This window comes from Streptomyces sp. JLSY215 (assembly GCF_059682825.1).
This window is the reverse complement of the sequence record NZ_CM185022.1, coordinates 4,105,696-4,131,424: the sequence shown is the minus strand read 5'-3', so window position 1 is coordinate 4,131,424 and position 25,729 is coordinate 4,105,696. Positions and strand designations below refer to the sequence as shown.

The 25,729-nt window shown below is 72.1% G+C and carries 22 protein-coding genes; 18 read left to right on the top strand and 4 right to left on the bottom strand.

The features are described 5' to 3' along the window. Positions 1 to 68: 68 nt before the first annotated feature. Together clpB and AC5677_RS18420 are read left to right on the top strand one after the other, a co-directional pair. Positions 69 to 2,717 carry an ATP-dependent chaperone ClpB gene (clpB, locus tag AC5677_RS18425; protein ID WP_497196100.1) on the top strand — a complete coding sequence of 883 codons (2,649 nt, stop codon included), beginning with the start codon at positions 69 to 71 and terminating at the stop codon, positions 2,715 to 2,717. A 116-nt stretch (positions 2,718 to 2,833) separates the two neighbouring features. Further along, a complete protein-coding gene (locus tag AC5677_RS18420) occupies positions 2,834 to 3,370 on the top strand; it encodes a YbjN domain-containing protein (RefSeq protein ID WP_497196099.1) in 537 nt (178 codons plus the stop codon). A gap of 101 nt (positions 3,371 to 3,471) precedes the next feature. Here AC5677_RS18420 and AC5677_RS18415 read toward each other — a convergent pair whose 3' ends face one another. After that, positions 3,472 to 4,665 (bottom strand): pyridoxal phosphate-dependent aminotransferase, encoded by a 1,194-nt coding sequence (locus tag AC5677_RS18415; RefSeq protein ID WP_497196098.1) that lies wholly within the window; start codon positions 4,663 to 4,665, stop codon positions 3,472 to 3,474. A 178-nt stretch (positions 4,666 to 4,843) separates the two neighbouring features. Between AC5677_RS18415 and AC5677_RS18410 the strand changes: the two genes are divergently transcribed. The 14 genes from AC5677_RS18410 (at position 4,844) to AC5677_RS18345 (ending at position 19,745) form a co-directional block, all read left to right on the top strand. Beyond that, on the top strand, positions 4,844 to 5,119 hold the full coding sequence (locus tag AC5677_RS18410) for a hypothetical protein (RefSeq protein WP_497196097.1): 276 nt from the start codon (positions 4,844 to 4,846) through the stop codon (positions 5,117 to 5,119). Positions 5,120 to 5,478: 359 nt separating this feature from the next. Continuing rightward, positions 5,479 to 6,000, top strand: coding sequence for a DUF2617 family protein (locus AC5677_RS18405; RefSeq protein WP_497196096.1), 522 nt, complete (start codon positions 5,479 to 5,481; stop codon positions 5,998 to 6,000). Positions 6,001 to 6,227: 227 nt separating this feature from the next. Further along, complete coding sequence (locus AC5677_RS18400) at positions 6,228 to 7,970, top strand: polyamine aminopropyltransferase (RefSeq protein WP_497196095.1); 1,743 nt, start codon at positions 6,228 to 6,230, stop codon at positions 7,968 to 7,970. A gap of 113 nt (positions 7,971 to 8,083) precedes the next feature. Beyond that, the gene (locus AC5677_RS18395) at positions 8,084 to 9,079 is read left to right on the top strand and encodes an SRPBCC family protein (RefSeq protein ID WP_497196094.1); all 996 of its coding nucleotides are present in this window, start codon (positions 8,084 to 8,086) and stop codon (positions 9,077 to 9,079) included. Between the two features lie 73 nt (positions 9,080 to 9,152). Beyond that, positions 9,153 to 10,001 (top strand): aldose epimerase family protein, encoded by an 849-nt coding sequence (locus AC5677_RS18390; RefSeq protein WP_497196093.1) that lies wholly within the window; start codon positions 9,153 to 9,155, stop codon positions 9,999 to 10,001. A 52-nt stretch (positions 10,002 to 10,053) separates the two neighbouring features. After that, positions 10,054 to 10,596 carry an orotate phosphoribosyltransferase gene (pyrE, locus tag AC5677_RS18385; protein ID WP_403500391.1) on the top strand — a complete coding sequence of 181 codons (543 nt, stop codon included), beginning with the start codon at positions 10,054 to 10,056 and terminating at the stop codon, positions 10,594 to 10,596. A 205-nt stretch (positions 10,597 to 10,801) separates the two neighbouring features. Continuing rightward, positions 10,802 to 11,824 carry a class II fructose-bisphosphate aldolase gene (gene fbaA, locus AC5677_RS18380; RefSeq protein ID WP_497196092.1) on the top strand — a complete coding sequence of 341 codons (1,023 nt, stop codon included), beginning with the start codon at positions 10,802 to 10,804 and terminating at the stop codon, positions 11,822 to 11,824. Positions 11,825 to 12,428: 604 nt separating this feature from the next. Continuing rightward, positions 12,429 to 13,967, top strand: coding sequence for an MFS transporter (locus tag AC5677_RS18375; RefSeq protein WP_497196091.1), 1,539 nt, complete (start codon positions 12,429 to 12,431; stop codon positions 13,965 to 13,967). Positions 13,968 to 14,008: 41 nt separating this feature from the next. Continuing rightward, a complete protein-coding gene (locus AC5677_RS18370; protein WP_497196090.1) occupies positions 14,009 to 14,422 on the top strand; it encodes a DUF3151 domain-containing protein in 414 nt (137 codons plus the stop codon). A gap of 232 nt (positions 14,423 to 14,654) precedes the next feature. Beyond that, positions 14,655 to 15,512 (top strand): tryptophan 2,3-dioxygenase family protein, encoded by an 858-nt coding sequence (locus AC5677_RS18365; RefSeq protein ID WP_497196671.1) that lies wholly within the window; start codon positions 14,655 to 14,657, stop codon positions 15,510 to 15,512. Beyond that, positions 15,505 to 16,797: a kynureninase gene (gene kynU / locus AC5677_RS18360; RefSeq protein WP_497196089.1), complete on the top strand. Its 1,293-nt coding sequence runs from the start codon at positions 15,505 to 15,507 to the stop codon at positions 16,795 to 16,797. The genes AC5677_RS18365 and kynU overlap by 8 nt, the downstream gene beginning before the upstream one ends. Next, positions 16,794 to 17,654, top strand: coding sequence for an alpha/beta fold hydrolase (locus tag AC5677_RS18355; RefSeq protein WP_497196088.1), 861 nt, complete (start codon positions 16,794 to 16,796; stop codon positions 17,652 to 17,654). The genes kynU and AC5677_RS18355 overlap by 4 nt, the downstream gene beginning before the upstream one ends. A 73-nt stretch (positions 17,655 to 17,727) precedes the next feature. Further along, positions 17,728 to 19,092 carry a sensor histidine kinase gene (locus AC5677_RS18350; RefSeq protein WP_497196087.1) on the top strand — a complete coding sequence of 455 codons (1,365 nt, stop codon included), beginning with the start codon at positions 17,728 to 17,730 and terminating at the stop codon, positions 19,090 to 19,092. Next, the gene (locus AC5677_RS18345; RefSeq protein WP_497196086.1) at positions 19,089 to 19,745 is read left to right on the top strand and encodes a response regulator; all 657 of its coding nucleotides are present in this window, start codon (positions 19,089 to 19,091) and stop codon (positions 19,743 to 19,745) included. The genes AC5677_RS18350 and AC5677_RS18345 overlap by 4 nt, the downstream gene beginning before the upstream one ends. Before the next feature lie 167 nt (positions 19,746 to 19,912). Here AC5677_RS18345 and AC5677_RS18340 read toward each other — a convergent pair whose 3' ends face one another. Beyond that, positions 19,913 to 21,556, bottom strand: coding sequence for an ABC transporter permease (locus tag AC5677_RS18340; RefSeq protein ID WP_497196085.1), 1,644 nt, complete (start codon positions 21,554 to 21,556; stop codon positions 19,913 to 19,915). After that, on the bottom strand, positions 21,553 to 22,500 hold the full coding sequence (locus AC5677_RS18335; protein ID WP_497196084.1) for an ABC transporter ATP-binding protein: 948 nt from the start codon (positions 22,498 to 22,500) through the stop codon (positions 21,553 to 21,555). The genes AC5677_RS18340 and AC5677_RS18335 overlap by 4 nt, the downstream gene beginning before the upstream one ends. A gap of 103 nt (positions 22,501 to 22,603) precedes the next feature. Here AC5677_RS18335 and AC5677_RS18330 point away from each other — a divergent pair, with 103 nt between their 5' ends. After that, entirely contained in the window at positions 22,604 to 23,149 is a 546-nt protein-coding gene (locus tag AC5677_RS18330; RefSeq protein ID WP_497196083.1) for a GbsR/MarR family transcriptional regulator, read from the top strand. A 76-nt stretch (positions 23,150 to 23,225) separates the two neighbouring features. Here the strand turns inward: AC5677_RS18330 and AC5677_RS18325 are convergent, their stop codons facing one another. After that, entirely contained in the window at positions 23,226 to 24,164 is a 939-nt protein-coding gene (locus AC5677_RS18325; RefSeq protein WP_497196082.1) for a diacylglycerol kinase family protein, read from the bottom strand. Between the two features lie 236 nt (positions 24,165 to 24,400). Between AC5677_RS18325 and AC5677_RS18320 the strand changes: the two genes are divergently transcribed. Continuing rightward, entirely contained in the window at positions 24,401 to 25,687 is a 1,287-nt protein-coding gene (locus AC5677_RS18320) for an adenylosuccinate synthase (RefSeq protein WP_403829894.1), read from the top strand. Positions 25,688 to 25,729 lie beyond the last annotated feature (42 nt).

Here is a 25,729-nt window from a genome sequence, read left to right as displayed (position 1 = left end):
GACTCAACTTATCGCACGTTGGAACCAGCAAGACGTATCGGAACAGCACACAGGGAGGACACCGGGCCGTGGAAGCCGAGCTGACCAACAAGAGCCGGGAGGCGCTGGCCGCCGCCAATGAGCGGGCGGTCACCGCCGGTCACGCGGACATGACGTCCGCGCATCTGCTGCTCGCGCTGCTGGCCGGGCAGGACAACGAGAACATCATGGACCTGCTGGCGAGCGTCGAGGCCGATGCCGCCGCGCTGCGCAACGGTGCCGAGCGTCAGCTGGCAGGGCTGCCCAGCGTCCAGGGTTCGACCGTCGCGCCCCCGCAGCCGGACCGCGACCTGCTGTCCGCCATCGCGGACGCCACGCAGCGCGCCCGCGATCTCGGTGACGCCTACGTCTCCACCGAGCACCTCCTCATCGGCATCGCCGCCAAGGGCGGCCGCACCGGTGAGCTGCTGGAGCAGCAGGGCGCCGGCGCCAAGAAGCTGCTGGCCGCGTTCGAGGCGAGCCGGGGCGGGCAGCGGGTGACCAATGCCGACCCGGAGGGCACGTACAAGGCGCTGGAGAAGTTCGGTACGGACTTCACGGCGGCCGCCCGCGAGGGCAAGCTCGACCCGGTGATCGGCCGCGATCACGAGATCCGCCGTGTGGTGCAGGTGCTGTCCCGCCGCACGAAGAACAACCCGGTGCTGATCGGTGAGCCCGGCGTCGGCAAGACCGCCGTCGTCGAGGGGCTGGCCCAGCGCATCGTCAAGGGCGACGTCCCCGAGTCGCTGCGCAACAAGCGGCTGGTCGCGCTCGACCTGGGCGCGATGGTCGCGGGCGCCAAGTACCGCGGTGAATTCGAGGAGCGCCTGAAGACGGTCCTGGCGGAGATCAAGTCCAGCGAGGGCCAGATCATCACCTTCATCGACGAGCTGCACACCGTCGTCGGCGCGGGCGCCGGCGGCGACTCGTCCATGGACGCGGGCAACATGCTCAAGCCGATGCTGGCCCGCGGCGAGCTGCGGATGGTCGGCGCGACCACCCTCGACGAGTACCGCGAGCGCATCGAGAAGGACCCGGCGCTGGAGCGCCGCTTCCAGCAGGTGCTGGTCGCCGAGCCGACCGTCGAGGACACGGTGGCCATCCTGCGCGGGCTCAAGGGGCGCTACGAGGCCCATCACAAGGTGCAGATCGCCGACTCCGCGCTGGTCGCCGCGGCCACCCTCTCCGACCGCTACATCACCTCCCGCTTCCTGCCCGACAAGGCCATCGACCTCGTCGACGAGGCCGCCTCCCGGCTCCGTATGGAGATCGACTCCTCGCCCGTGGAGATCGACGAGCTCCAGCGGGCCGTGGACCGGCTGCGCATGGAGGAGCTGGCCCTCAAGAACGAAACCGACGCCGGCTCCGTCCAGCGTCTGGAGAAGCTCCGCAAGGACCTCGCCGACAAGGAGGAGGAGCTGCGGGGGCTGACCGCCCGCTGGGAGAAGGAGAAGCAGGGGCTCAACCGCGTCGGTGAGCTCAAGGAGAAGCTGGACGAGCTGCGCGGACAGGCGGAGCGCGCCCAGCGGGACGGCGACTTCGACACCGCCTCCAAGCTGCTGTACGGCGAAATCCCCAGCCTGGAAAGGGAGCTGGAGGAGGCCGCCGCGGCGGAGGCGGAGCAGGAGGCGTCCAAGGGCGCCTCGGGCGGCAAGGAATCCATGGTCAAGGAGGAGGTCGGCCCGGACGACATCGCGGACGTGGTCGGCTCCTGGACGGGCATTCCGGCCGGCCGCCTTCTGGAGGGCGAGACCCAGAAGCTGCTGCGCATGGAGGACGAGATCGGCAAGCGGCTGATCGGCCAGGCCGAGGCCGTACGGTCGGTCTCCGACGCGGTCCGCCGCAGCCGCGCCGGTATCGCCGACCCGGACCGTCCCACCGGCTCGTTCCTCTTCCTCGGCCCGACCGGCGTCGGCAAGACCGAGCTGGCCAAGGCGCTTGCCGACTTCCTCTTCGACGACGAGCGGGCCATGGTCCGTATCGACATGTCGGAGTACGGCGAGAAGCACTCCGTCGCCCGCCTGGTCGGCGCCCCGCCCGGCTACGTCGGCTACGAGGAGGGCGGCCAGCTCACGGAGGCCGTCCGCCGCCGCCCCTACAGCGTCATCCTGCTGGACGAGGTCGAAAAGGCCCACACCGAGGTCTTCGACGTCCTTCTCCAGGTCCTCGACGACGGCCGCCTCACGGACGGCCAGGGCCGGACGGTCGACTTCCGCAACACCATCCTCATCCTCACCTCCAACCTCGGCTCCGCCTTCCTCATGGACCCCCTCCTCAAGGAGGAACAGCGGAAGGAAAAGGTGCTGGAGACGGTCCGGGCGTCCTTCCGTCCCGAGTTCCTCAACCGCCTCGACGACGTGGTGGTCTTCCACCCCCTGGGCACCGACCAGCTCCAGCGCATCGCCCGGATCCAGCTCGACCACCTCCAGCGCCGTCTGGCGGGCCGCCGCCTCACCCTGGACGTCACCGACCGGGCCCTGACCTGGCTCGCGTGGCTGGGGCAGGAGCCGGTCCTCGACGCCCCGGCGCCGGACTTCTCCTACGGCGCCCGCCCCCTGCGGCGCCTGGTCCAGACGGCCATCGGCGACCAGCTCGCCCGCGCCATCCTGGCGGGCGAGGTCCTCGACGGGGACACGGTGCGGGTCGATGTGGACGGTGATCGGCTGTCGGTGGAGCCGGTCCGGCAGGGTACGGCCTGACCAGGGACGACCGTGCGGCTTGACCGACACCTTGCCCGCATCCGCCGCGTCCGGGGTTGCCAGGACGGGGCGGATGTGGGGGAGGATGGCAGGGACCATACGAAGGGAATTCCACGGTGAGCATCGACCCGTCCTCGATTCCGAATTTCGGGGGCCAGCCCGAACCCGAGCCGTCGGGGCCTGATGGTCCCGTCGTGCCTGACCAGGACCTGGTCAAGCAGCTCCTCGACCAGATGGAGCTGAAGTACGTAGTCGACGAGGAGGGTGACCTCGCCGCCCCGTGGGAGCAGTTCCGCACGTACTTCATGTTCCGCGGCGAGGAGGAGCAGCAGATCTTCTCCGTCCGCACGTTCTACGACCGCGCCCACGGCATCGACGACAAGTCGAAGCTGCTGGAGGCGATCGACGACTGGAACCGCCGGACGCTGTGGCCCAAGGCCTACACCCACACCCACGACGACGGCACGGTCCGTCTGATCGGTGAGGCATCGATGCTGATCGGCACCGGTGTCTCGCTCGAGCACTTTGTGTCGAGCACGGTCAGCTGGGTTCGCGCCTCGATCGAATTCGACAAGTGGCTCGTCGAGCAGCTCGGCCTCGAAGCCGAGATCGAAGGCGACTCCGACGACAAGCCGGGGGACGGCGAGGCCTGAGCCCCGCACCCTCGATTTCCCGGCTGCGCGGGCCCCGGAGCTTCGGCTCCGGGGCCCGCGTCGTGCTCCGGGGCCCGCGTCGAGGGCCCGGCGTCCGCCGCTCAGAGCTTCCGCAGCCGTTCCGCCGCCTCCCGGAGGACCTCCTCCTGCTTGCAGAAGGCGAAGCGCACGTACGGCGCGCCCCGGTCCTTGTGGTCGTAGAAGACGGCGTTGGGGATGGCGACGACGCCGGCCCGCTCGGGGAGGGCGCGGCAGAAGGCGAAGCCGTCGCCCTCGTGGGACAGTGCGGCGCCGAGGGGGCGGATGTCGGTGGTGATGAAGTACGTGCCGGAGGGGCGGAAGATCTGGAAGCCGGCGTCCGTGAGGCCGGTGGCGAGGATGTCGCGCTTGGCGCGGAGGTCGTCGCGCAGGGCCGTGTAGTAGCTGTCAGGGAGGGCGAGGGCCTCGGCGACGGCGTACTGGAAGGGGCCGGCGGAGACATAGGTGAGGAACTGCTTCGCCGAGCGGACGGCGCTCACCAGCGGCGGGGTGGCCGTCACCCAGCCGACCTTCCAGCCCGTGAAGGAGAAGGTCTTGCCGGCGGACGAGATGGTGACCGTGCGGTCGCGCATGCCGGGGAACGACGCGAGGGGGGTGTGCTCGCCCTCGAAGACCAGGTGCTCGTAGACCTCGTCGGTGATGACGAGGAGGTCGCGCTCCACGGCCAGTTCGGCGACGGCGGCGAGTTCGTCGTGGGTGAGGACGGTGCCGGTGGGGTTGTGCGGGGTGTTGAGAAGGATGAGGCGGGTGTCGTCGGTGACGGCGTCGCGGAGCTCGTCGAGGTCCAGGTGGTACGAGGCGGTTGACGGGTCCGGGCGCAGGGTGACGGGGACGCGGCGGCCGCCGGCCATGGCGATGCAGGCGGCGTAGGAGTCGTAGTACGGCTCCAGGGCGATGACCTCGTCGCCGGGCTCCAGCAGCGCCAGCAGGGACGCGGCGATCGCCTCCGTCGCGCCCGCGGTGACCAGCACCTCGGTGTCGGGGTCGTAGGACAGGCCGCGGTGGCCGTAGAAGCGTTGCTGGTGGGCGGCGACGGCGTTGCGCAGTTCGGGGATGCCGGGGCCGGGCGGGTACTGGTTGCCGCGGCCGTCGCGCAGCGCGCGGACCGCTGCCTCTCTGACTTCCTCCGGGCCGTCGGCGTCGGGGAAGCCCTGGCCCAGGTTGATGGAGCCGGTCCGTACGGCGAGTGCGGACATCTCGGCGAAGATCGTGGTGCCGAATTCGGCGAGGCGGCGATTGAGCAGCGGTCGGTCCATGCGCGCCATCCTCCGCCGAACCTCTGGACTTCCTCAACTGTGCTTTGGGCTTCGAAGGCCCCGGGCATCAGTCCCGCACAACAGACATGGACGGCCGCCGGCGAGGGCGGCCAGCGGCGCACGGGGCGCCGGACGGAGCGATGCCTCGCTTCGGGGGAACGAGAGGAGTGTGGGGCAGATGATGGGTGCCGTGGTGTTCATCGTGATCGTTTTTGTGGTCGTGGGGCTGGTGTCCCTGGCGGCCCGGCCCGGGGGGAGCTACAGCAAGCGGCGCCGCGACTACTCGGGCTCGAACAGCAGCTGGTGGGCAGCCGGTGGCGGCGGCAGCAGCTGCGGATCGAGCGGCGGCCATCATGGTGGTCACCACGGCGGCTGCGGCGGCGGCTCCTCCTGCGGGGGTGGCGGCTGCGGTGGCGGTGGGGGCGGCGGCTGCGGCGGTGGCGGGGGCTCCTGAGCGCCCTCGGAACGACCGTCAGGCACCTTCCCAGCTGCGTAGATGCAGCACACATGCAGCACACATGCATACGGCTCATGCTTGACCGCATATGCGCCCGGCGGACCGCGACCTGATGGTCAACATCCGCCGGGCGCTTGGCTGTTGAACAACTGAACTGCGGGGCCCTCTAGGGGATGGAAACCCATCGAAGATGGGTAAAACGGCTGTGGCCGACCTGCCATCCGTGATTCCCTCTTCATAAGAGAATCCCCCAGTTCTCGCATCCCACGTGGGCACGAGCCGGCAGGCAGTCGTACATCCCTGATCCTTCTCGGGCGGGCCGGCCCACCATCCACTGCGTGTTGCGGAGCCGACCCATGCTCACCACCCTGAAAACGGCGTACACCGATACCCGTGCCTCCGATCTCGCCTGGGCCCTGGGCAGGGAACCCCTGCCGGCCCTGGCGGTGCTGGACCTTCAACTCGACGACGCTCAGGTGCAGTTGAGGCTGCTAGGGGCTTCTCATCAGGTGCTTCTGGAGGAGGAACGCGGTACGTGTTCCGAGACCGTCGCGTGTATGCCGGGCAGCAGTACGCCGCTGCCGCTCGGTGTGGCCAAGCGACTGGGCGACTGGGAGTACGAATTCGCCGCCCATGTGGAGACGCTGTCGTGCGGCTCCTTCGCGGGGCGCGCACAGGAATTGCTCGCCCTGGTCGCCGAACATCCGTACGGCCTGGCGGGCACGTTCCCGGGCTCGCCGCATGCGTTCACCGCGATGCTGGCGCAGCGTCGGCACGGCCAGGTGAGCTGGCGGACCTGGCACGCGTACCCGCAGGAGGGCCGACTGGTGGCCACCCGCACACGGGTGGGCGTACGGGCGGCGGTCGCGGCCGTCTAGACGCGGGTCCGGCAGGGGGCGTGCCGCCCCTCGTCGCGCACGGCTGCCATGGGTGCGGTGCCCCGGGGTTCGGGGCGGGACGCATACATATGCCCTGCGCATGACGGCACCGGCGGCACGCCCCGTGCGCTGCGCGACAACACGGACGGCAAGGATCATGTGTAGAACGGAGAGTGCACTCGTGTGGGTGACAAAAGGGTACGGAACCGTCACGTAGCGTTCGTTTCATGATCGACCCGCCAGAGCCCGCCATGTCCGGCACCCTCGGGCCGCCGGAGGCCATGGAACCGGCGCGGCTGCCCGTGCCGTCCGGGCTCGGCCGGCTGCTCGTCCTCGCCGTCGTCTTCGTCTGCGCCGCCTGCGGTCTGGTCTATGAGCTCGAACTGGTGGCGATGGCCGCGTACTTGGTCGGTGACTCCGTCACTCAGGCGTCGGTCGTGCTGTCCGTCATGGTCTTCGCCATGGGCATCGGCGCGCTGCTGGCCAAGCGGCTGCGCGGCCGGGCGGCGGTCGGCTTCGGCGCGGTCGAGGCGCTGCTCGCGCTGGTCGGCGGCGGCTCCGCGATGGCGCTCTACGCCTGCTTCGCCTGGTTCGGCCAGTCCCGCTCCGCGCTCGTCGGCTTCTCCCTGGCCATCGGCGTCCTGATCGGCGCCGAGGTGCCGCTGCTGATGACGCTGATCCAGCGGGTGCGCAGCCAGGACGCGGGCGGCGCGGTCGCCGACCTCTTCGCCGCGGACTATGTGGGCGCGCTCGTCGGCGGGCTGGCGTTTCCGTTTCTGCTGCTGCCCTGCCTGGGCCAGCTGACCGGCACGCTGGTCACCGGCGGGGTCAATGCGGTGGCGGGCGCCGCGCTGGTGCTGTGGCTCTTCCGCCGCGATCTGAGCGGCCGTTCGCGCTGGTTGCTGCTCCTGGCCAATGTGCTGGTGCTCGCGCTGCTGGCCACGGGTGCGCTGCTGACCTCGTCCTTCGAGCGGGCCGCTCGGCGCGCGGTGTACGGCGCGGCGGTGCGGGTCGCGGTGCAGACCGGCGTCCAGGAGGTGGTGCTGACCGGCGGCACGGGCGGCACGGCCGGGGGCGGAGGCGGTGCGGGGCGCGGGAGGAAAGGTTCCGGCCGGCCGCTGGAGCTGTATCTGGACGGCCGCCTGAGGGTCAGCGCGGCCAACGAGTTCCGCTACCACGAGGCGCTGGTGCACCCGGCGATGGCGGGTGGCCCGCACGGCCGGGTGCTGGTCCTCGGCGGCGGCGACGGCCTGGCGGTCCGCGAGATCCTGCGCTACCGCGCGGTCCGTTCGGTCACCGTCGTCGAACTCGACCCCGAGGTCCTGAACCTGGCCCGCACGGACCCCGGTCTCTCGAACCTCAACCACCACTCGATGAACGACCCCCGGGTGCACACGGTGACGGCGGACGCCTTCGACTGGCTGCGGGACCGGGCGAGCGGCCGGGTGCGGGGGCGGCGGTACGACGTGGTCCTCACCGACCTCCCCGATCCCGGGATCACGGCCAGCACCAAGCTCTATTCGCAGGAGTTCTACGGGCTCGTCGCGCGGATGCTGGCCCCCGGCGGGCGGCTGGCGGTGCACGCCGGGGCGCCGTTGCAGCGGCCGCGGTCGTACTGGACGGTGGACGCGACGCTGCGTTCGGTGGGGCTGGCGACCGTCCCGTACCGCGTCCCGGGGCGGCTCGTCGACTTCTCCGGTGCCCCGGACCGCGCCGTCGGCCTGGTCGGGCCGGACGGGCCCCCGGCGTCCCCCGCGCCGGAGGCCGGTGTGCCGGCGTCCGGACGGGTCAGGTACTGGGGCTTTGTGCTGGCCGCGCGGCGCCCGCCCCGGCTGGGCCTGGCGCCGGACGCGCCCCCGCTGGTCTCCGTCACCCGCCAGGCGCTGCGGGCCGACGAGCTGGGGGCGGCCGCGGGCCGGATCCGCTCCGTTGTGCCCTCCACGCTGATGCACCCGCGCTATCAGGAGTGAGGGCGCGCCAGGGTACGCCGCGGGGGCGGGCCGCGGGCCCGTCCGGCCCGGGTGCGCAGAAAGTTGTACGCAGCGGGCACTGGTGCGGGGGGTGCTGGGTAGGCTCAGTTGCCATGGAGCATGAGGTGTACGTTCCGTTTCCCGTCGGGACCGTGCGGCAGGCACTCACCGAGCCGGAGCGCGTGGCGCGCTGCGTCCCAGGAGTCCAGCTCGACGCCGATGCGGCCCCGCGCATTCCCGAGGGCCGGCTCCGGCTGCGCATCGGCAGCTCCACCATCACGTATCGCGGCACGCTGACGATCGCCGACGAGGGTGGCAGGTCCGCCCCCGATGACGCCGCGCTGGTCTTCGAGGTGAAGGGCACGGAGTCGCGTGGCGACGGCGCGGTCGCGCTGACGCTGACCGTACGGCTGGTCCCGGTCGCCGAGCCCGGTCCCGGGACGAACCTGGTCTGCACGGGCGAGCTGCGCGGCGACGGCCGGCTCGCCGAGGCGACCGACCGGTCCGCCGAGGCCGCGGGCCGCCGCCTCCTCGACCGCTTCGCGGAGAACCTGGCGGCGGATCTGGAGCAGCGGCCGGTGGCGGCCCCTGCTGAGGAGCCGTCCGGAGAGACGCCCGAGGAGCCGTCCGGGGAGCCGTCGCGGCAGGGGATCTTCGAGACCGAGGTGCCGCCGCCGTCGCTCGATCCCCACAGCGATGTGGACGACAGCGATGTGGACGACAGCGTTGTGGACGATGCCGACGACGGGGGTGCGACGCCGGCCCATGGCGACGGGCGCGGCCTCGGTGACATCCATGACCTCGATGACGTCCACGATCTCGACGATGTGGATGCCGCGCTCGACGGCGGCGGCGCGCGCGACGCGGACCATGCGTACGACGGCGATGCCGAGGGCGATGCCCCCGCGGAGGCCGCCCACGCGCGCCGGACGATGATCGGGCGCAGCGCCGAAGAGGTCGACCACGCACCGCCACGCGGGCGGTATGCGCCGGTGCCGCCGCCCGAGGTGAACACGGCCTCGGCGACGCTGCGCTGGGCCGCGCCCGCCGCGGCGGTGGTGCTGGCCTCGGCCGTGGTCGTCGGCCGGGTGCTGCGCCGTCGCCGCTGAGCGCGGTGACCGGGACGCGGCCGGTCGGCGAGGGCACCGGCGCCGCGCGCAGGCCCACCGTTAGGGTCGTGCCGTGAGTACCGACAACACCACGCAGAGCGCCTCGCGGACGCGGTCGGACGGCGTACGGCTGGCCGCCGGGGACGCCGAAGTGACGGTCCATCCGGAGAACGGCTGCCGCCTCGGCAGCCTCCGCGTCGGCGGCCTGGAGCTGCTGCGGCAGGGCGACAAGTACGGCAGCTTCCCGATGGTTCCGTGGTGCGGCCGGATCGACCACGGCCGTTTCCGCAACGGCGGTGAGCTGCATCAGATGCCGGTCAACGCCGCGCCGCATGCCATCCACGGCACCGGCCGCAACCTCCGCTGGCGGACCGCGCGCGCCGGCGCGACGGCGGCCGCCTTCACCTACGACCTCACCGATCCGGCCGCACCCTGGCCGTACCCGGGGACGGTGACCCAGCTGGTCGAGCTCGCCGAGGACGGCTCCTCGCTCACCCTGACCATGGGCGTCGAGACGATCGGCGACTCCTTCCCGGCGCAGGCCGGCTGGCACCCGTGGTTTCTGCGGAATCTGGGGGACGGCGGCGCGGACGTCACCGTCGACTTCGACGCCGAGTGGCAGGAGGAGCGGGGCGCGGACCACCTCCCGACCGGCCGCCGGATCCCGCCGAAGCCGGGGCCGTGGGACGACTGCTTCGGGATGCCGCAGGGCGTGGACGTCACGCTCACCTGGCCGGGGCGGCTCCAGCTGACGGTGACCAGCCGTGCCGAGTGGGTCGTGATCTACGACGAGCAGGAGGCGGCGGTCTGCGTGGAGCCGCAGTCGGGCCCGCCGAACGGTCTCAATTCGCTGCCGCGCCTGGTTACGCCGATCGATCCGCTGGAGATCTCCACCACGTGGAGCTGGCGGGCGCTGTCCTGAGCCCGTGGTCCGGACCCCGGGGTTCCGGGCCCGGGGTCTTAAGCTCATGGCCATGAGTGACGACGTGCGCGGCGCGCTGCTGCAGCAGATCAAGGACAAGGCCGTGGTGCACGGCAAGGTGACGCTTTCCTCCGGCAAGGAAGCCGACTACTACATCGACCTGCGCCGGATCACCCTGGACGGCGAGGCCGCGCCGCTGGTCGGTCAGCTGATGCTGGACATCACCGCGGACCTGGACTACGACGCGGTCGGCGGGCTGACGCTCGGCGCCGACCCGGTCGCGACCTCGATGCTGCACGCGTCCGCCGCGCGCGGCCGCCGGCTGGACTCCTTCGTCGTCCGCAAGGCGCAGAAGGCGCACGGTATGCAGCGCCGTATCGAGGGTCCGGACATCAAGGGCCGCCGGGTGCTGGTCGTCGAGGACACCTCCACCACCGGCGGCTCGCCGCTGACCGCCGTCGAGGCGGCGCGCGAGGCGGGCGCCGAGGTCGTTGCGGTGGCAACGATCGTGGACCGGGGCGCGGCGTCTGCCATCGCTGAGGCGGGGCTTCCGTACATCACCGGCTACCAGCTCGGCGACCTCGGCCTGGGCTGAGCGCGGTCCGGGCGGCCCGCCGGGGCTCCCACCTGGAGCGTATGCAGGGGGCGGTTGGTTTCACGTGAAACCGGCCGCCCTTTCGCATGACGGCCGGATGGGCGATGTGGAGCAAGGCATCGAGTCTGGGAAGATGGCCCCGGCGAAGTCCTCGCCCCCTGGTCAGGGCCAAGAACGCACACCCGCATACACAAGGAGCGGACAGATGCCCATCGCAACCCCCGACGTCTACAACGAGATGCTCGACCGGGCGAAGGCCGGCAAGTTCGCCTACCCGGCCATCAACGTCACCTCGACGCAGACGCTGCACGCCGCGCTGCGGGGCTTCGCCGAGGCCGAGAGCGACGGCATCATCCAGATCTCCACCGGTGGTGCGGAGTTCCTGGGCGGCCAGTACAACAAGGACATGGTGACCGGCGCCGTGGCGCTCGCCGAGTTCGCGCACGTGGTCGCCGCCAAGTACGACATCACCGTTGCGCTGCACACGGACCACTGCCCCAAGGACAAGCTCGACGGCTACGTCCGCCCGCTCCTGGACGTCTCCGCGGAGCGCGTCGCCAAGGGCCTGAACCCGCTCTTCCAGTCGCACATGTGGGACGGTTCGGCCGAGACCCTCGCGGACAACCTGGCCATCGGCCAGGAGCTGCTGGCCAAGGCCACCGCCGCCAAGATCATCCTTGAGGTCGAGATCACCCCGACCGGCGGCGAGGAGGACGGCGTCACCCACGAGATCAACGACGAGCTCTACACCACGGTCGACGACGCGCTGCGCACCGCTGAGGCGCTGGGCCTGGGCGAGAAGGGCCGCTACCTGCTCGCCGCCTCCTTCGGCAACGTCCACGGCGTCTACAAGCCGGGCAATGTCGTCCTCCGCCCCGAGCTGCTCAAGGACCTCCAGCAGGGCGTCGGCGCCAAGTACGGCAAGACCGCCCCGTTCGACTTCGTCTTCCACGGCGGCTCCGGCTCCACCGAGGAGGAGATCGCCACCGCGCTGGAGAACGGCGTGGTCAAGATGAACCTGGACACCGACACCCAGTACGCCTTCACCCGCCCCGTCGCGGACCACATGTTCCGCAACTACGACGGTGTGCTGAAGGTCGACGGCGAGGTCGGCAACAAGAAGACCTACGACCCGCGCAGCTGGGGCAAGCTGGCCGAGGCCGGTATGGCCAAGCGCGTGACCGAGGCCTGCGCCAACCTGCGCTCCACGGGCACCAAGATCAAGTAACCCGACCTGTCCGCTGCGCTTGGCTTTTGGCCCCACGTTGTCGGCCGTCCCGCCGTGGTGGTTGGTCGCCGTTGCGCCTGCGCGGCGGGCGTGGGTTTGTCGGGTGCGGTGCCACCCCTCCGGACTTCGTCCTGCGGGGTGGCCCCTCCCGTGGGTGGGTGGGAGAGGTCGGTGGGGGTGTGCGTCGAGCGTCAGGCTCAGCTGTGATGATCAACCCACCAGGCACGCATGACCGCCGACGCACGCCCCCACCAGTCCTCCCCCACCCCCAACGGGGAGGTGCCGGGCCGTAGCGGCGGAGCCGTGTAGGCCCGGTGCCGCAGCCGAACAGCCCCGCGCAAGCGGCACCGCCCGCCGCAGGCGCAACGGCGGCAAACCCCCACGGCGGGCCAGCCGAACACGTCGGCCCAGGCAAAGCGCAGCGGAACAGCCCCGCGCAAGCGGCACCGCCCGCCGCAGGCGAGCCCAGAGGAACCCCCACGGCGGGACAGCCGAACACGTGGGGCCCAGGCAAAGCGCAGCGAAGGGGCAACGGCGAGACGCCCTAACGGTGGGAAAGCCGAAAAAGTGGGGCCAAGCCAAGCGCAGCGGGAACGCTCCCCGTATGACCGAACCGAGCGAACCGAGCGGGCCCGGCGGGGTCCGGCTGGCCTCGGCGCAGGGCCGATGGGTGCTGGCGACGTCCGTGCTGGGATCCGGCATGGCGATGCTCGACAGCACGGTCGTCAATGTCGCGCTGCCCACCATCGGCCGCGACCTCAACGCCGACCTCGGCGTCCTGCAGTGGACCGTCTCCGCGTACATGCTCACCCTCGCCTCGCTGATCCTGCTGGGCGGCTCGCTGGGCGACCTCTACGGCCGGCGGCGGGTGTTCGTCATCGGTGTGGTGTGGTTCGCGGCGGCTTCGCTGCTGTGCGGGCTGGCGCCGAACGCCGGGGTGCTGATCGCCGCCCGTGCGCTGCAGGGCGTGGGCGGGGCGCTGCTCACGCCGGGTTCGCTGGCGTTGATGCAGGCGGTCTTCCATCCGGACGACCGGGCGCGGGCGGTGGGCGCCTGGTCGGGGCTCGGCGGGGTGGCCGCGGCGGTCGGGCCGTTCATCGGCGGCTGGCTGGTGGACGGGCCGGGCTGGCGCTGGGTGTTCTTCCTGAACGTGCCGCTGGCGGCGGTGTGCGTGCCGGTGGCGCTGCGGCACGTCCCCGAGACCCGGGAGCGGGCGGCCCGCGCGCGCCACGGGTTCGATGTGCTGGGCGCGGTGCTGGGGGCGCTGGCGCTGGCCGGGGTGACTTACGCGCTGATCGCGGCGCCGGCTGGGGGAGCGACGCCCGGCGTGATCGTCCCGGCGGTGCTCGGTCTGCTGCTCGGGGCGCTGTTCGTACGCGTCGAGCGGCGGCGTCCGGACCCGATGCTGCCGCCGTCGATCTTCGCCATCAGGCAGTTCACCGCCGTCAACGCCGTCACGGTCTGCGTCTACGCCGCCTTCGGCGGCTTCTTCTTCCTCGCCGTGCTCCAGCTCCAGGTCGTGTCGGGCTATTCGGCGCTGCAGGCCGGTACGGCGCTGCTGCCCACGACCGTGCTGATGCTGCTGCTCTCCGCGCGCTCCGGGGAGCTGGGCCAGCGCATCGGGCCGCGGATCCCGCTCACCGTGGGGCCGGTGCTGTGCGCCGCCGGGATGCTGCTGATGTTGCGGGTCGGCGCGCATGCGTCGTACCTGGCCGATGTGCTGCCCGCGCTGGTGGTGCTGGGCATCGGCATGGTGACGCTGGTCGCGCCGCTGACCGCGACCGTGCTGGCGGCGGTGGACGTGGACCGGGCGGGCCTGGCCAGCGGCATCAACAACGCCGCGGCGCGGGCCGCGGGACTGCTGGCGGTCGCCGCGCTGCCGCTGCTCGCGGGCGTCAGCCCGGAGGCCTACCGCTCGGCGGACGAGTTCGCGGCCGGCTTCCGGCGCGCCATGCCGCTGTGCGCGGGGATTCTGCTGGTCGGGGCGTTGATCGCCTGGTTCACCGTACGCACCGATGTGCTGCGCGGTGCCGCACCCGAGGCGCCCGAGCCGTGTCGCGCGGAGTGCCAGTACCACTGCGGGGTGAGCGCTCCGCCGCTGGACCCGGGCGAGGTCCGGGCGCCGGGACCGGGCGAACGGTAGCCGTGGAGCGGGCCGCACCGGGGACCAGGCAGACTTGAGACATGGCCATTCACGAGAATCTCCTCGGGGGACCGCCCCCGACCCATCTGCCCGATGACCCCGAGCCCCGTGAGCTGCTCGCCGCGGGCACGGCGCCGTCCGATGTCGCCGCGAAGTACCCGACCTCCTCGCTGGCCTGGGCACAGCTCGCCGACGACGCGTTCGAGGGGGGCCGGGTCGTCGAGTCGTACGCCTACGCCCGCACCGGCTACCACCGCGGGCTGGACGCGCTGCGCCGGGCCGGCTGGAAGGGCCACGGCCCGGTGCCGTTCGAGCACGAGCCCAACCGCGGCTTCCTGCGTGCGCTGCATGCCCTCGCCCGCGCCGCGCAGGTGATCGGCGAGCAGGAAGAGTACGAGCGCTGCACGACGTTCCTCCGCGACTCCTCGCCGACCGCGGCCGACACGCTGTCCTGACGTCGTACGACGGGGATCTCCAGGGGCCGGCCGCATGATCGCGGTCGGCCCTTGCGCGCCTGGAGAACAGCACCGATGATTTCAGGTGGGCGGGGTCGTCACCTCGCCCGAGGGGACCGGGGCTCCCGTGCCGACAAGGAAGGAGCGGACCGCTACCCGGTAGTTCGCACCTGAGGAGTCCCTCATGTCGCAACCTTCTCCGATTTCTCCGGTCACGTCCGGACCACCCGTGATGTGCGCCGGCACTGTTTCACGTGAAACCACGGCAGATCTGCCGTTCGCCCCCGATCTGAGCATCGGCAGCAGCACCACGACCCCGTACGAGGACTACGTCCAGGCGGGCGTCCTCACCCACCTCCAGCACCCGCTCTCCGAAGACCCCGGCGAGATGGCCTTCCTGGTCACGACCCAGGTCATGGAGCTGTGGTTCACGGTCATCGTCCACGAATGGAGCACCGCCGCCGAGGGGCTGCGCCGCGACGATCTGACGGTGGCGATGGACGCGCTGCGCCGCTCCACCTACGAGCTGGAGGCGCTGAACGCCGCCTGGAAGCCGCTCGCCCGGCTGACCCCGGAGCAGTTCAACGCCTACCGCGCCGCGCTCGGCGAGGGCTCCGGATTCCAGTCCGCGATGTACCGGCGGATGGAGTTCCTGCTCGGCGAGAAGTCCGCATCGATGCTGGTGCCGCACCGCGGCGCGCCGCGCGAGTACGCCGAACTGGAGAAGGCGCTCCAGGAGCCGAGCCTGTGGGACGAGGTGCTGCGGCTGCTCGCGCGCCGCGGCCACGCCGTTCCCGAGGCGGTACTCCGGCGGAATCCGGAGCTGCGCTATGAGCCCGACCCGGCCGTCGAGGCCGTATGGGCGGAGATCTACGCCGGCTCGCAGGAGGACGAACTGGTCCGGCTCGGCGAGGCGTTGACCGACGTCGGCGAGCTGGTCTGGCGATGGCGCAACGACCATCTGGTCGCGACCCGGCGGGCGATGGGCTCGAAGATGGGCACCGGTGGCTCCGCGGGAGTGGCCTGGCTGGAGAAGCGGGCCCGTAAGAACGTCTTCCCCGAACTGTGGACGGCGCGCAGCCATGTCTGAGACCCCCGAGAACACCGCCCCCCAGGCCCGCGAACACGCCGCACGGGCCGGTCAGCTGGACGCCGCCGACCCGCTCGGCGCGACGGTCCGCGACCGCTTCGTCCTCGACGACACGGTCTACCTCGACGGCAACTCGCTCGGCGCGCTGCCCCGCGGGGTGCCGGACCGGATAGCCGACGTCATCACCCGCGAATGGGGCGAGCTGCGCATCCGCTCCTGGGACGAATCCGGCTGGTGGACCGCGCCCGAGCGGATCGGCGACAAGATCGCACCGCTCATCGGCGCGGCACCGGGCCGCGTCGTGGTCGGCGACTCCACCAGCATCAATGTCTTCAAGGCCGTGGTCGGCGGCATCCGGATGGCCGGGAAGGGCTGCACGGAGATCCTCGTCGATGCCACGACCTTCCCGACCGACGGCTATATCGCCAGGTCAGCGGCCCGGATGACGGGTCTCGCGGTGCGCCCGGTCGAGCCCGCACGGATCGCCGACGAGGTCACCGAGCGGACCGCGCTCGCGCTGGTCAACCATGTCGACTACCGCACCGGACAGCTCAACGACCTGCCCGGCATCACGACCGCGCTGCACTCCGCCGGCGCGCTCGCCGTCTGGGACCTGTGCCACAGCGCCGGTGCGCTGCCGGTCGGGGTGGACGCGCACCACGTCGATCTCGCCGTCGGCTGCACCTACAAGTACCTCAACGGCGGGCCCGGATCGCCCTCGTATCTCTATGTGCGCGAGAGCCTCCAGGAGCGCTTCGACTCGCCGCTGCCCGGCTGGAACTCCCACGCCGACCCGTTCGGGATGGCCCCCGATTACGCCCCCGCGGAGGGCATCGTCCGCGGCCGGGTCGGCACCCCCGACATCCTGTCGCTGCTCGCCCTGGAAGCGGCGCTGGACGCCTGGGACGGCGTCTCGATCGAGGACGTCCGCGCCAAGAGTCTCGCCCTGACGGACTTCTTCCTGGAGTGCGTCGAGGCCTATACGCCGCCCGGTCTGGTCCGCTCGGTCACGCCGCGCGACCACAGCCGACGCGGCAGCCAGGTGTCGCTGACGTGCTCCCCCAAGCGCGCCGGCGGCGTCGAGCAGACAGGTGGCCCCGTCGCCGCCGACGTGATGGCCGAGCTGATCCGGCGCGGGGTGGTCGGCGACTTCCGCCGGCCCGATGTGCTGCGCTTCGGCTTCACCCCGCTCTACACCTCCTTCGCGGACGCGGAGCGGGCGGCGTGGGTGCTGGGTGAGGTGCTGCGGGCGCTGCCCGAGGCGGCGGCCGGACCCGGCGCGTGAGCGCACCGGACGAGGAGACGGCGCTGCTGGGGCTCGCCCCGGTGGCGCCGGACCGGACGCTGGCGTACGGGGCACATCCGGACCAGGTGGTGGACCTGTACGGGCCGTGGGGCGGGGGCCCCGGCCCGGTCGTCATGCTGCTGCACGGCGGCTTCTGGCGCGCCGCGTACGACCGCCGTCACCTCTCACCGCTCGCCGCCGAGCTGGCCGGGCAGGGGCTGCCGGTCGCGCTGGCGGAGTACCGCAGAGTGGGTGCGGGTGGGGGCGCGCCGCGGACGTTCGAGGACGTGGCGGCCGCGGTCGAGGCGGTGGCACAGGAGGCGGCGGGCCCCGCGGGCGGCGGGGCCGGCGCCGGCCGCGGCCTCGTCCTGGTCGGGCACTCCGCGGGCGGCCACCTCGCCCTGCTCGCCGCCGCCCGCCCCGGCACACCGGTCACCCGCGTCCTCGCCGTCTCGCCGGTCGCCGATCTGGCCCGCGCCCATGAGCTGGGCCTCAGCGGCGGCGCGGTCGCCGAGCTGCTCGCCGCCACCGGGCCCGACGGCGGTGCGGAGCCGGGCGGGGCGGAAGCGGGAAGTGCGGCACCGGCCGGAGGCGCCGGTTTCCGGGCGCGGCTCGCCGCCGCCGATCCGCTGCGCCATCCGCCGCCCGCTGCCCTCCCCGTCACGATCCTGCACGGCGCCGCCGACCCGGACGTACCGCCGGAGCTCTCCCGTCGCTACGCCGCCGCCCACCCCACCGCGACGGACCTGCACGAACTGTCCGGCGTCGGCCACTACGCACCGGTCACCCCCGGCACCGCGGCCTGCCGCGCCCTCCTCGCCCATCTCCGCCCGAGCCCGCCGCGCTCCGACACGTAGTACCTGCGACGGAGGCGGAAGATACCCGCCGCAGCGGACGCCGCGGCGGCCGCGCGTGCTTACCGTTGTCTGCGTGAACCAGACGACCCACACCTCCCGGACGCAGGACCACCTGCGCTCGGAGGCACGGATAGCCCGCGGCGCGCTGCACTGGCTGCGCCAGGACCTGTTCGTCGATGCCTTCGCCTTCCACCCGATGCCGCCGCTCGAGGACGCCAAGGTGGCCCGATGGGTGCCCTGGCCGCCGGAGCGGCTACGGCGCTGGGTGCGCTGGCTGCCGCACTCCCTCGTCGGGCTGTTCGCCGTCTGCGTCTTCCTGGCGACCTTCGCAGAGCGTGACGGCATGGGCCCGTTGGGCGGCGTGTTCAAGGTGGGCGTCAGCCTGCTGCTCGCGGTCCCGGTGGTGCTCACGCTGCTCCGCCCGGTGGGCGCCTTCTGGCTGTCGCTGATCGGGTTCGTCCTGGAGATGGCCGGGTCCGGCCTCTCCTCGCCCCTCGCCTACATGACCCACCTCGCCGTGATGACCCTGGTGGTGCTGCGTACCCGGCCGCGGATGGCGCTGGAGATGTGGCTGGTCACCTTCGGGGTGGCGGCCGTGCTGACGTCCGTCGTCGGTGCCAATGCGGGAGATCTGCCGCCGGTGGCGGTCTTCTCCGGGCTGATGCTGACCGCCGTGGCCGCGGTACGGGCCTGGCGCGAGGAGCGCCGGCAGGTCGTCGCCACGCAGACCGCCACCGCCGAGGAGCGCTCCCGGCGCACGCTCCTGGAGGAGCGCGCCACCATCGCCCGCGAGCTGCACGATGTCGTCGCGCACCATATGTCCGTCATCGCCATCCAGGCCGAGGCCGCCCCGTACCGCGTCAAGGACACCCCGCCCGAGCTGGCCACCTCCTTCGCCACGATCCGCGAGAACGCCGTGGCCGCGCTCACCGAGCTGCGCCGCATCCTGGGCGTGGTCCGTTCCGAGGACCCGGACGCGTTCGCCGAGCACGACCCGGAGGCGCCGCAGCCGACCCTGGCCAGCCTCGATTCGCTGCTGGACAGCGTCCGCAGCGCCGGGCTGACCGTCGAGGCCGTGATCACCGGTGCGCCCAAGCCGCTGCCGCAGGGCGTGGAGCTGTCCGCGTACCGCATCGTGCAGGAGGCGCTCAGCAACGCCCTGCGGCATGCGCCCGGGGCCGACGCCCGGGTGGAGATCTCCTACGTCCTGGGCGGGATCGGCCTGCGGATCGTCAACGGCGCCCCGAGCCGGCTGGCCAAGCCGTCCCCGGGCGCGGGGCATGGTGTGCTGGGGATGCGCGAGCGGGTGCAGATGCTGGGCGGCGAGATGACGGCCGACCACACAGAGGACGGCGGCTTCGAGGTCGCGGCGTTCCTGCCCGTGTCGCATACGGCGACGAACACGTCGGCGAACGGACCAGGGGAGGCCCGGACATGATCCGCGTACTGATCGTCGACGACCAGGTGATGGTCCGGGAGGGCTTCTCCGTCCTGCTCAACGCCATGCCGGACATCGAGGTCGTCGGCGAGGCCGTCGACGGCCGTCAGGCGGTGGACAGGGTCGCGGAGCTCAAGCCGGACGTCGTCCTGATGGACATCCGGATGCCGGAGATGAACGGCCTGGAGGCGACCCGCGAGATCGTGGCCGCCGACGCGGAGGCCAAGGTCCTCGTGCTGACCACCTTCGACCTGGACGAATACGTCTACCAAGCGCTGCGTTCCGGAGCCAGCGGCTTCCTCCTCAAGGACGCCTCGGCCGGCCAGCTCGCCGAGGGCGTCCGCATCGTCGCCTCCGGTGAGGCGCTGCTGGCCCCCACCGTCACCAAGCGCCTCATCTCCGAGTTCTCCCGCCTCGGCACCCCGCGCGCCCCCGCCCAGGAACGCATCGGCGATCTGACGGAACGCGAGACGGAGGTTCTGGTCCTGGTCGCCCAAGGGCTGTCGAACGGGGAGATCGCCAAGCATCTGATCGTCGCCGAATCGACGGTGAAGACGCACGTCAGCCGCATCTTGGTGAAGCTCGGGCTGCGCGACCGGACGCAGGCGGCGGTGTTCGCGTACGAGGCGCGGCTGGTGACGCCGGGGGGCTGACCGCGGCCCGGCCGGGTGGACCGAACGGTGGCCGGGTGGCGCCTGTGCGCTGCCCACAGCCTGTGGACAACGTTTCGCCCGGCCTGCTTTCGCCATCGGAACGGGGAAGTGCGCCGCCGGAGTCCGCTACGGCTCCGGCGGCGCACGCCGTGAGATCGGCCCGCAGGTCAGCCGATATCGCGCCGCCGGAGGCCGGTCAGACCCGCGGCGATGAAGAGGACCGAGAGGGCGGACAGCCAGACGAACGGGGCCGCCGCCACCTCGCCGCCCGGGAGCTTGGGCAGATGGCTGAAGGGCGACAGGTCCATCGCCCACTGGGGGAGCTCCAGCGCCGGGCCGATCCAGCCGAGCGCGAGGCAGCCGCCGACCACTGCCCAGATGGCGGCGGACGCCTGCGGAAGCAGCCCGTGGACGAGGACGGCCACGCCGGTGAGGGCCCAGACGGCGGGGACCTGGGAGAGCGTGGCGCCGAGCGCCGGGCCGAGCTGTCCGGCGACGTCATGGGCGGTGATGCCGTAGCCGACGCCCAGGGCCAGACCGCCGCAGGCGAGGATCACGGCGGTGCCCAGGTAGGCGATGGCCAGATGGCCGCAGGCCCAGCGCAGGCGGCCGACGGCTCCGGCCAGCACCGGTTCGGCGCGGTCGCCGGTTTCCTCACCGCGCAGCCGGAGCACCGAACCGGCCGCGTAGACCGACGCGATCATGCCCAGCATGCCGGCCATCGTGGCCAGGAAGGCGTTGGTCAGGCCCGCCTGGCCGCCCATCCGCTGAACGATCTCCAGGGTCTGCCGATTGCCGCCGACCAGGTCCGAAGCGCCCTTGGCGATACCGCCGAAGAGGGCACCGGCGCAGAGGAAGCCGAGCGCCCAGCCCAGCAGGGTGGTGCGCTGAAGGCGCCAGGCCAGGCCGAACGGGCCGCTCAGCGAGCGGGGCGCGCGGGCCGGGCCGGGGCGGGCCGGCAGAAAGCTCATACCGATGTCGCGACGGGCCGTCAGGACGTAGGCGACGGCGACGGTCAGGGCCGTCGCGCCGACGAGGAGAAGGAGGACCCACCAGCGTGCGTCGGCGTAGGCGCGGACGTTCTCGGCCCAGCCGATCGGCGAGCTCCAGATGAGCGGCGACGACGCCCCGTCGGCGGCGGCGTCGCCCGCGGCGCGCAGCGCGAAGGCGAGGCCGAGGACCGCGCCGGTCAGGCCCTTGGCCGACCGGGCGCTCTCGGTGAGCTGGGCGGCGATGGCGGCCAGGCCCGCGAAGAGCATGCCCGTGCAGCCGACGGCGAGCCCGAGGGCGAGCGAACCGGCCGCCGGCTGCCCGGACTTGGCGAGCCCGCCCGCGATCAGCGCCGCGACCACGGCATTGGCGGTCAGGGCCGCGAGCAGCGCCGCCGTCAGCGGCGCACGACGCCCCACCATCGCCGCGGAGAGCAACTCCTGACGGCCGGTCTCCTCCTCCTCGCGGGTGTGCCGTACGACGATCAGCAGGCTCATCACCGCGGCGAGCACCGCGCCGAAACCGGCCATCCGCCAGGCGACCAGACCGCCGATGGAGTCGCTGAAGACCGGGCCGTACAGGGCGCGCAGCGAGGCGTTGGCGTTCATCGACGTGGCCAGCCGCGCGCGCTCGGCGGCGGTGTCGTACAGCGCCGCGAAGGAGGAGCCCGTACCGCCCACGGCCAGTCCCAGGCCCAGTGCCCAGGCGGGGATCATCACCCGGTCACGGCGCAGCGCGAGGCGCAACAGGGCGCCGGTCCCGGCCAGATGACGGGGTCCGCGGACCGGGGCGAGGGCGGCCGCGGCCGCTACGGCGGTCATCGTGCGCCCGCCTTCTCGCCGCGGGTGTCGTCCTGGTAGTGGCGCAGGAAGAGCTCTTCCAGGGTGGGCGGGGTGCTGGTGAGGCTGCGTACGCCGGATTCGCTGAGCGAGCGGAGCACGGCGTCGAGCTTGTCGGTGTCGACCTGGAGCCGCACCTGGTGTCCCTGCCCCCGGTCGATCGGCCTGCTGGCCACGTCGTGTACGCCGGGGAGGTGGGCGAGGCCGTTGGGCGGGCCGGCCAGCTCGGCGATGACGGAGGTACGGGTCAGATGCCGCAGCTGCCCGAGGGAGCCGGATTCGACGGTCCGGCCCTTGCGGATGATGCTGACGCGGTCGCAGAGCGCCTCGACCTCGGACAGGACGTGGCTGGAGAGCAGGACGGTGCGGCCCCGGTCGCGCTCCTCGGCGACGCAGCTCTGGAAGACCTCCTCCATCAGCGGGTCCAGTCCGGACGTCGGTTCGTCCAGGATCAGCAGGTCCACATCGGAGGCGAAGGCGGCCACCAGGGCGACCTTCTGCCGGTTGCCCTTGGAGTACGTCCGCCCCTTCTTGGTCGGGTCCAGCTCGAACCGCTCCAGCAGCTCGGCCCGCCGCGCGGTGTCCAGCCCTCCGCGCAGGCGCCCGTACAGGTCGATGACTTCCCCGCCGGAGAGATTGCGCCACAGGGTGACGTCCCCGGGGACGTAGGCGACGCGGCGGTGGAGTGCCACCGCATCGCGCCAGGGGTCCTTGCCCAGGAGCTGGGCGGTGCCGCCGTCGGCGCGCAGCAGGCCCAGCAGGACGCGGATGGTGGTGGACTTCCCGGCGCCGTTGGGCCCGAGGAAGCCGTGCACCTCACCGGCCTCGACGCTGAGGTCGAGGCCGTCCAGCGCGTGGGTCCGGCCGAACGACTTGTGGAGCCCGGCCACCCGGATCGCGACAGAGGGAGAGATTGCCTTCGTCATGATTTCGAAGCTACGCTTATTTCACAAATTTGTGAAGTTAAGTGAAGTTAAGAAACTGTATTAAGTTGGAGCCGCGGTTCTGATCAGGGGAGATGATGCAGGTATGGCGGAACAGGAGCAGCGGGGCCGGCAGGAACAGCGGCCGGCGCAGCGGGATCCGGAGAAGCGCGACGCCGAGGCGGTCTCGGAGTTCGTCGAACGCTTCGCCTCACAGCTCGTCGACGCCGGAATGCCGCGGATGCCCTCCCGTGTCTTCGCCTGCCTGCTGGCCTCCGACTCCGGCGTCCTGACCTCGGCCGAACTCGGCGAGCGCCTCCAGGTCAGCCCCGCCGCCGTCTCCGGCGCCGTCCGCTACCTCTCCCAGGTCAACATGGTCGGCCGCGAACGCGAACCCGGCTCCCGCCGCGACCGCTACCGCGTCCACAGCGACCAGTGGTACGAGGCCCTGACCCGCCGGGACAGCGTCATCACCCGCTGGGAAGCCACCCTGCGCGACGGCGTCCAGAGCCTGGGCGAGGACTCCCCGGCCGGCCACCGGATCGGCGAGACCCTCGCCTTCTTCGAGTTCATACAGGGCGAGCTCGCCGGGATGATGGAGCGCTGGCGCAACCACCGCGACCAGCTGCGGGCCGGCGGCCAGGAGAGCTGACCGCCGGGACCGTCCGAGGGCCGGTCCGATCGGTCACGGCCGGGCGCCCGGCCGCGGCCGAAGGGGAACGGCTCGTTCAGCGGGGCACCGTCAGCCGCCAGGCCCCCGCCTGCGCCGTCCACGTACGCGTCCTGACGGGCCCGCCCACGACCGCGTCCGCCCGGTAGTGGAAGTCCGCCCCGGACACCGTCACCGCCCGCGCCCGCGCCCGTACCGGCCGCGCCTCCCCCGGCCAGCGCACCTCGACCTGGGCCAGCCCGCACGCCCCGGCCCCGTCGGCGAAGCCGGGACCGGGCCCCGCCACCCCGGGCACCACCGACACCGCCCGCACCGGCCGGTCCAGATCCGCCAGCACGACCCCGTCCGCCTCGATCCGCAGCCGGTGCGTCGGCACCCTTCCCCACGGTCTCAAGAGCGTGCGAGCAGGGGAGATCCCGTCGCGCCGCCCGCCGAGCCCGAGCCCCGCCGCCGGAGCCAGCAGCGCCAGAGCCGTGCGGGCCGTCCGCGCCGCCGGCTCCCACCAGGGCCGATGGCCGTCGTCCGGCGCCGCCCGCGGGCCGGGAGGCGCCGCCGCCTCCGGTACCTGCCCCTCGTGCTCCGGCACGTCCCCGCAGGGGATCCGCAGCCCGCCGAGCACGATCCCGTCGCTGTCGTCGGTCAGCAGATCCATGGCCCGCTCCCCGCCGTCCAGGACCGTCCGTGCCGCCGCCACCGTGTCCGTGGGCACGCCCAGCGCCCGGCTCAGCGAGACCGCGGCCGGTGCGCCCACCGGGACCACGGCCACCGGCACCCGCGCCAGCTCCCGCTCCTTGTGCAGCAGCCCCACGACCCGCAGCAGCGCACGGTCGTCCCCGATCACCACCGGCCGCCGCTGCCCCCGCCGGGCCAGCGCCCTGGCGAACTCCTCCGGCCCCTCCGGCAGGCAGATCTTCGCCCCGGCGCCCGCGCACAGCACATCCCGCGCAATCCGTACGGATTCGCCGTCCGTGCGGCGCGCGACCGGGTCGATGACCACAAGCAGGGGGTACCCCCGAACGGGGTCTGCGGGGGTGTGCCCAGAAGGCTGCGCCGACACCTCGGTCCTTCCTCAGGTAGCATCTCGGTGCAAGAGCCCCTTGCGCTATTGCGCCAGGGGCTTCGTCTATTCCGGGGCACCGGTCCAACGGCTCTAGCGATGACGCACGCGTGAACACGCACGCCGACGCCATCCGTGCACGTTGGACATGCCCCGCCCGGAAGGGGTGTACGCCTGTGCCCGCACTTGTGCTGCTCGGTGCTCAGTGGGGTGATGAGGGCAAGGGAAAGGCCACCGACCTGCTCGGTGGATCCGTCGATTATGTGGTGCGCTACCAGGGCGGCAACAACGCCGGCCACACCGTCGTCGTAGGCGACCAGAAGTACGCGCTGCATCTTCTCCCTTCCGGAATCCTCTCGCCGGGGTGTACCCCGGTCATCGGCAACGGCGTCGTCGTCGACCCTGCGGTCCTGCTCTCCGAGCTGAGCGGACTCAACGAGCGCGGTGTCGACACGTCCAAGCTGCTGATCAGCGGTAACGCGCATCTGATCACGCCGTACAACATCACCGTCGACAAGGTGACGGAACGCTTCCTCGGAAAGCGGAAGATCGGCACCACCGGCCGCGGCATCGGCCCGACCTACGCCGACAAGATCAACCGCGTCGGCATCCGGGTCCAGGACCTCTACGACGAGTCGATCCTGCACCAGAAGGTCGAGGCGGCCCTCGACGTCAAGAACCAGCTGCTCACCAAGCTCTACAACCGCCGCGCCATCGAGGCCGGACAGGTCGTCGAGGAGCTGCTGACCTACGCGGACCAGATCAAGGGCTACGTCGCCGACACCACCCTGATCCTCAACAACGCCCTCGACGAGGACAAGGTCGTCCTCTTCGAAGGCGGCCAGGGCACCCTGCTCGACATCGACCACGGCACGTACCCCTTCGTGACGTCGTCGAACCCGACCGCGGGCGGCGCCTGCACGGGCGCGGGCGTCGGTCCCACGAAGATCAGCCGCGTCATCGGCATCCTGAAGGCGTACACCACCCGCGTCGGCGCCGGCCCGTTCCCGACGGAGCTGTTCGACGAGGACGGCGAGGCGCTGCGCCGCATCGGCGGCGAGCGGGGCGTGACGACGGGCCGCGACCGCCGCTGCGGCTGGTTCGACGCGGTCATCGCGCGGTACGCGACCCGGGTGAACGGCCTCACGGACTTCTTCCTCACCAAGCTCGACGTGCTCACCGGCTGGGAGCAGATCCCCGTCTGCGTCGCGTACGAGATCGACGGCAAGCGCGTCGAGGAGCTCCCGTACTCGCAGAGCGACTTCCACCACGCGAAGCCGGTCTACGAGATGCTGCCGGGCTGGTCCGAGGACATCACCAAGGCGAAGTCCTTCTCCGACCTGCCGAAGAACGCGCAGGCGTATGTGAAGGCGCTGGAGGAGATGTCCGGCGCCCCGATCTCCGCGATCGGCGTCGGCCCCGGCCGCGACGAGACGATCGAGATCAAGTCCTTCCTGTCGTAGCGACAGCGGCAGTACGGGGTCGCCCGTACGGCCAAGGGCCCG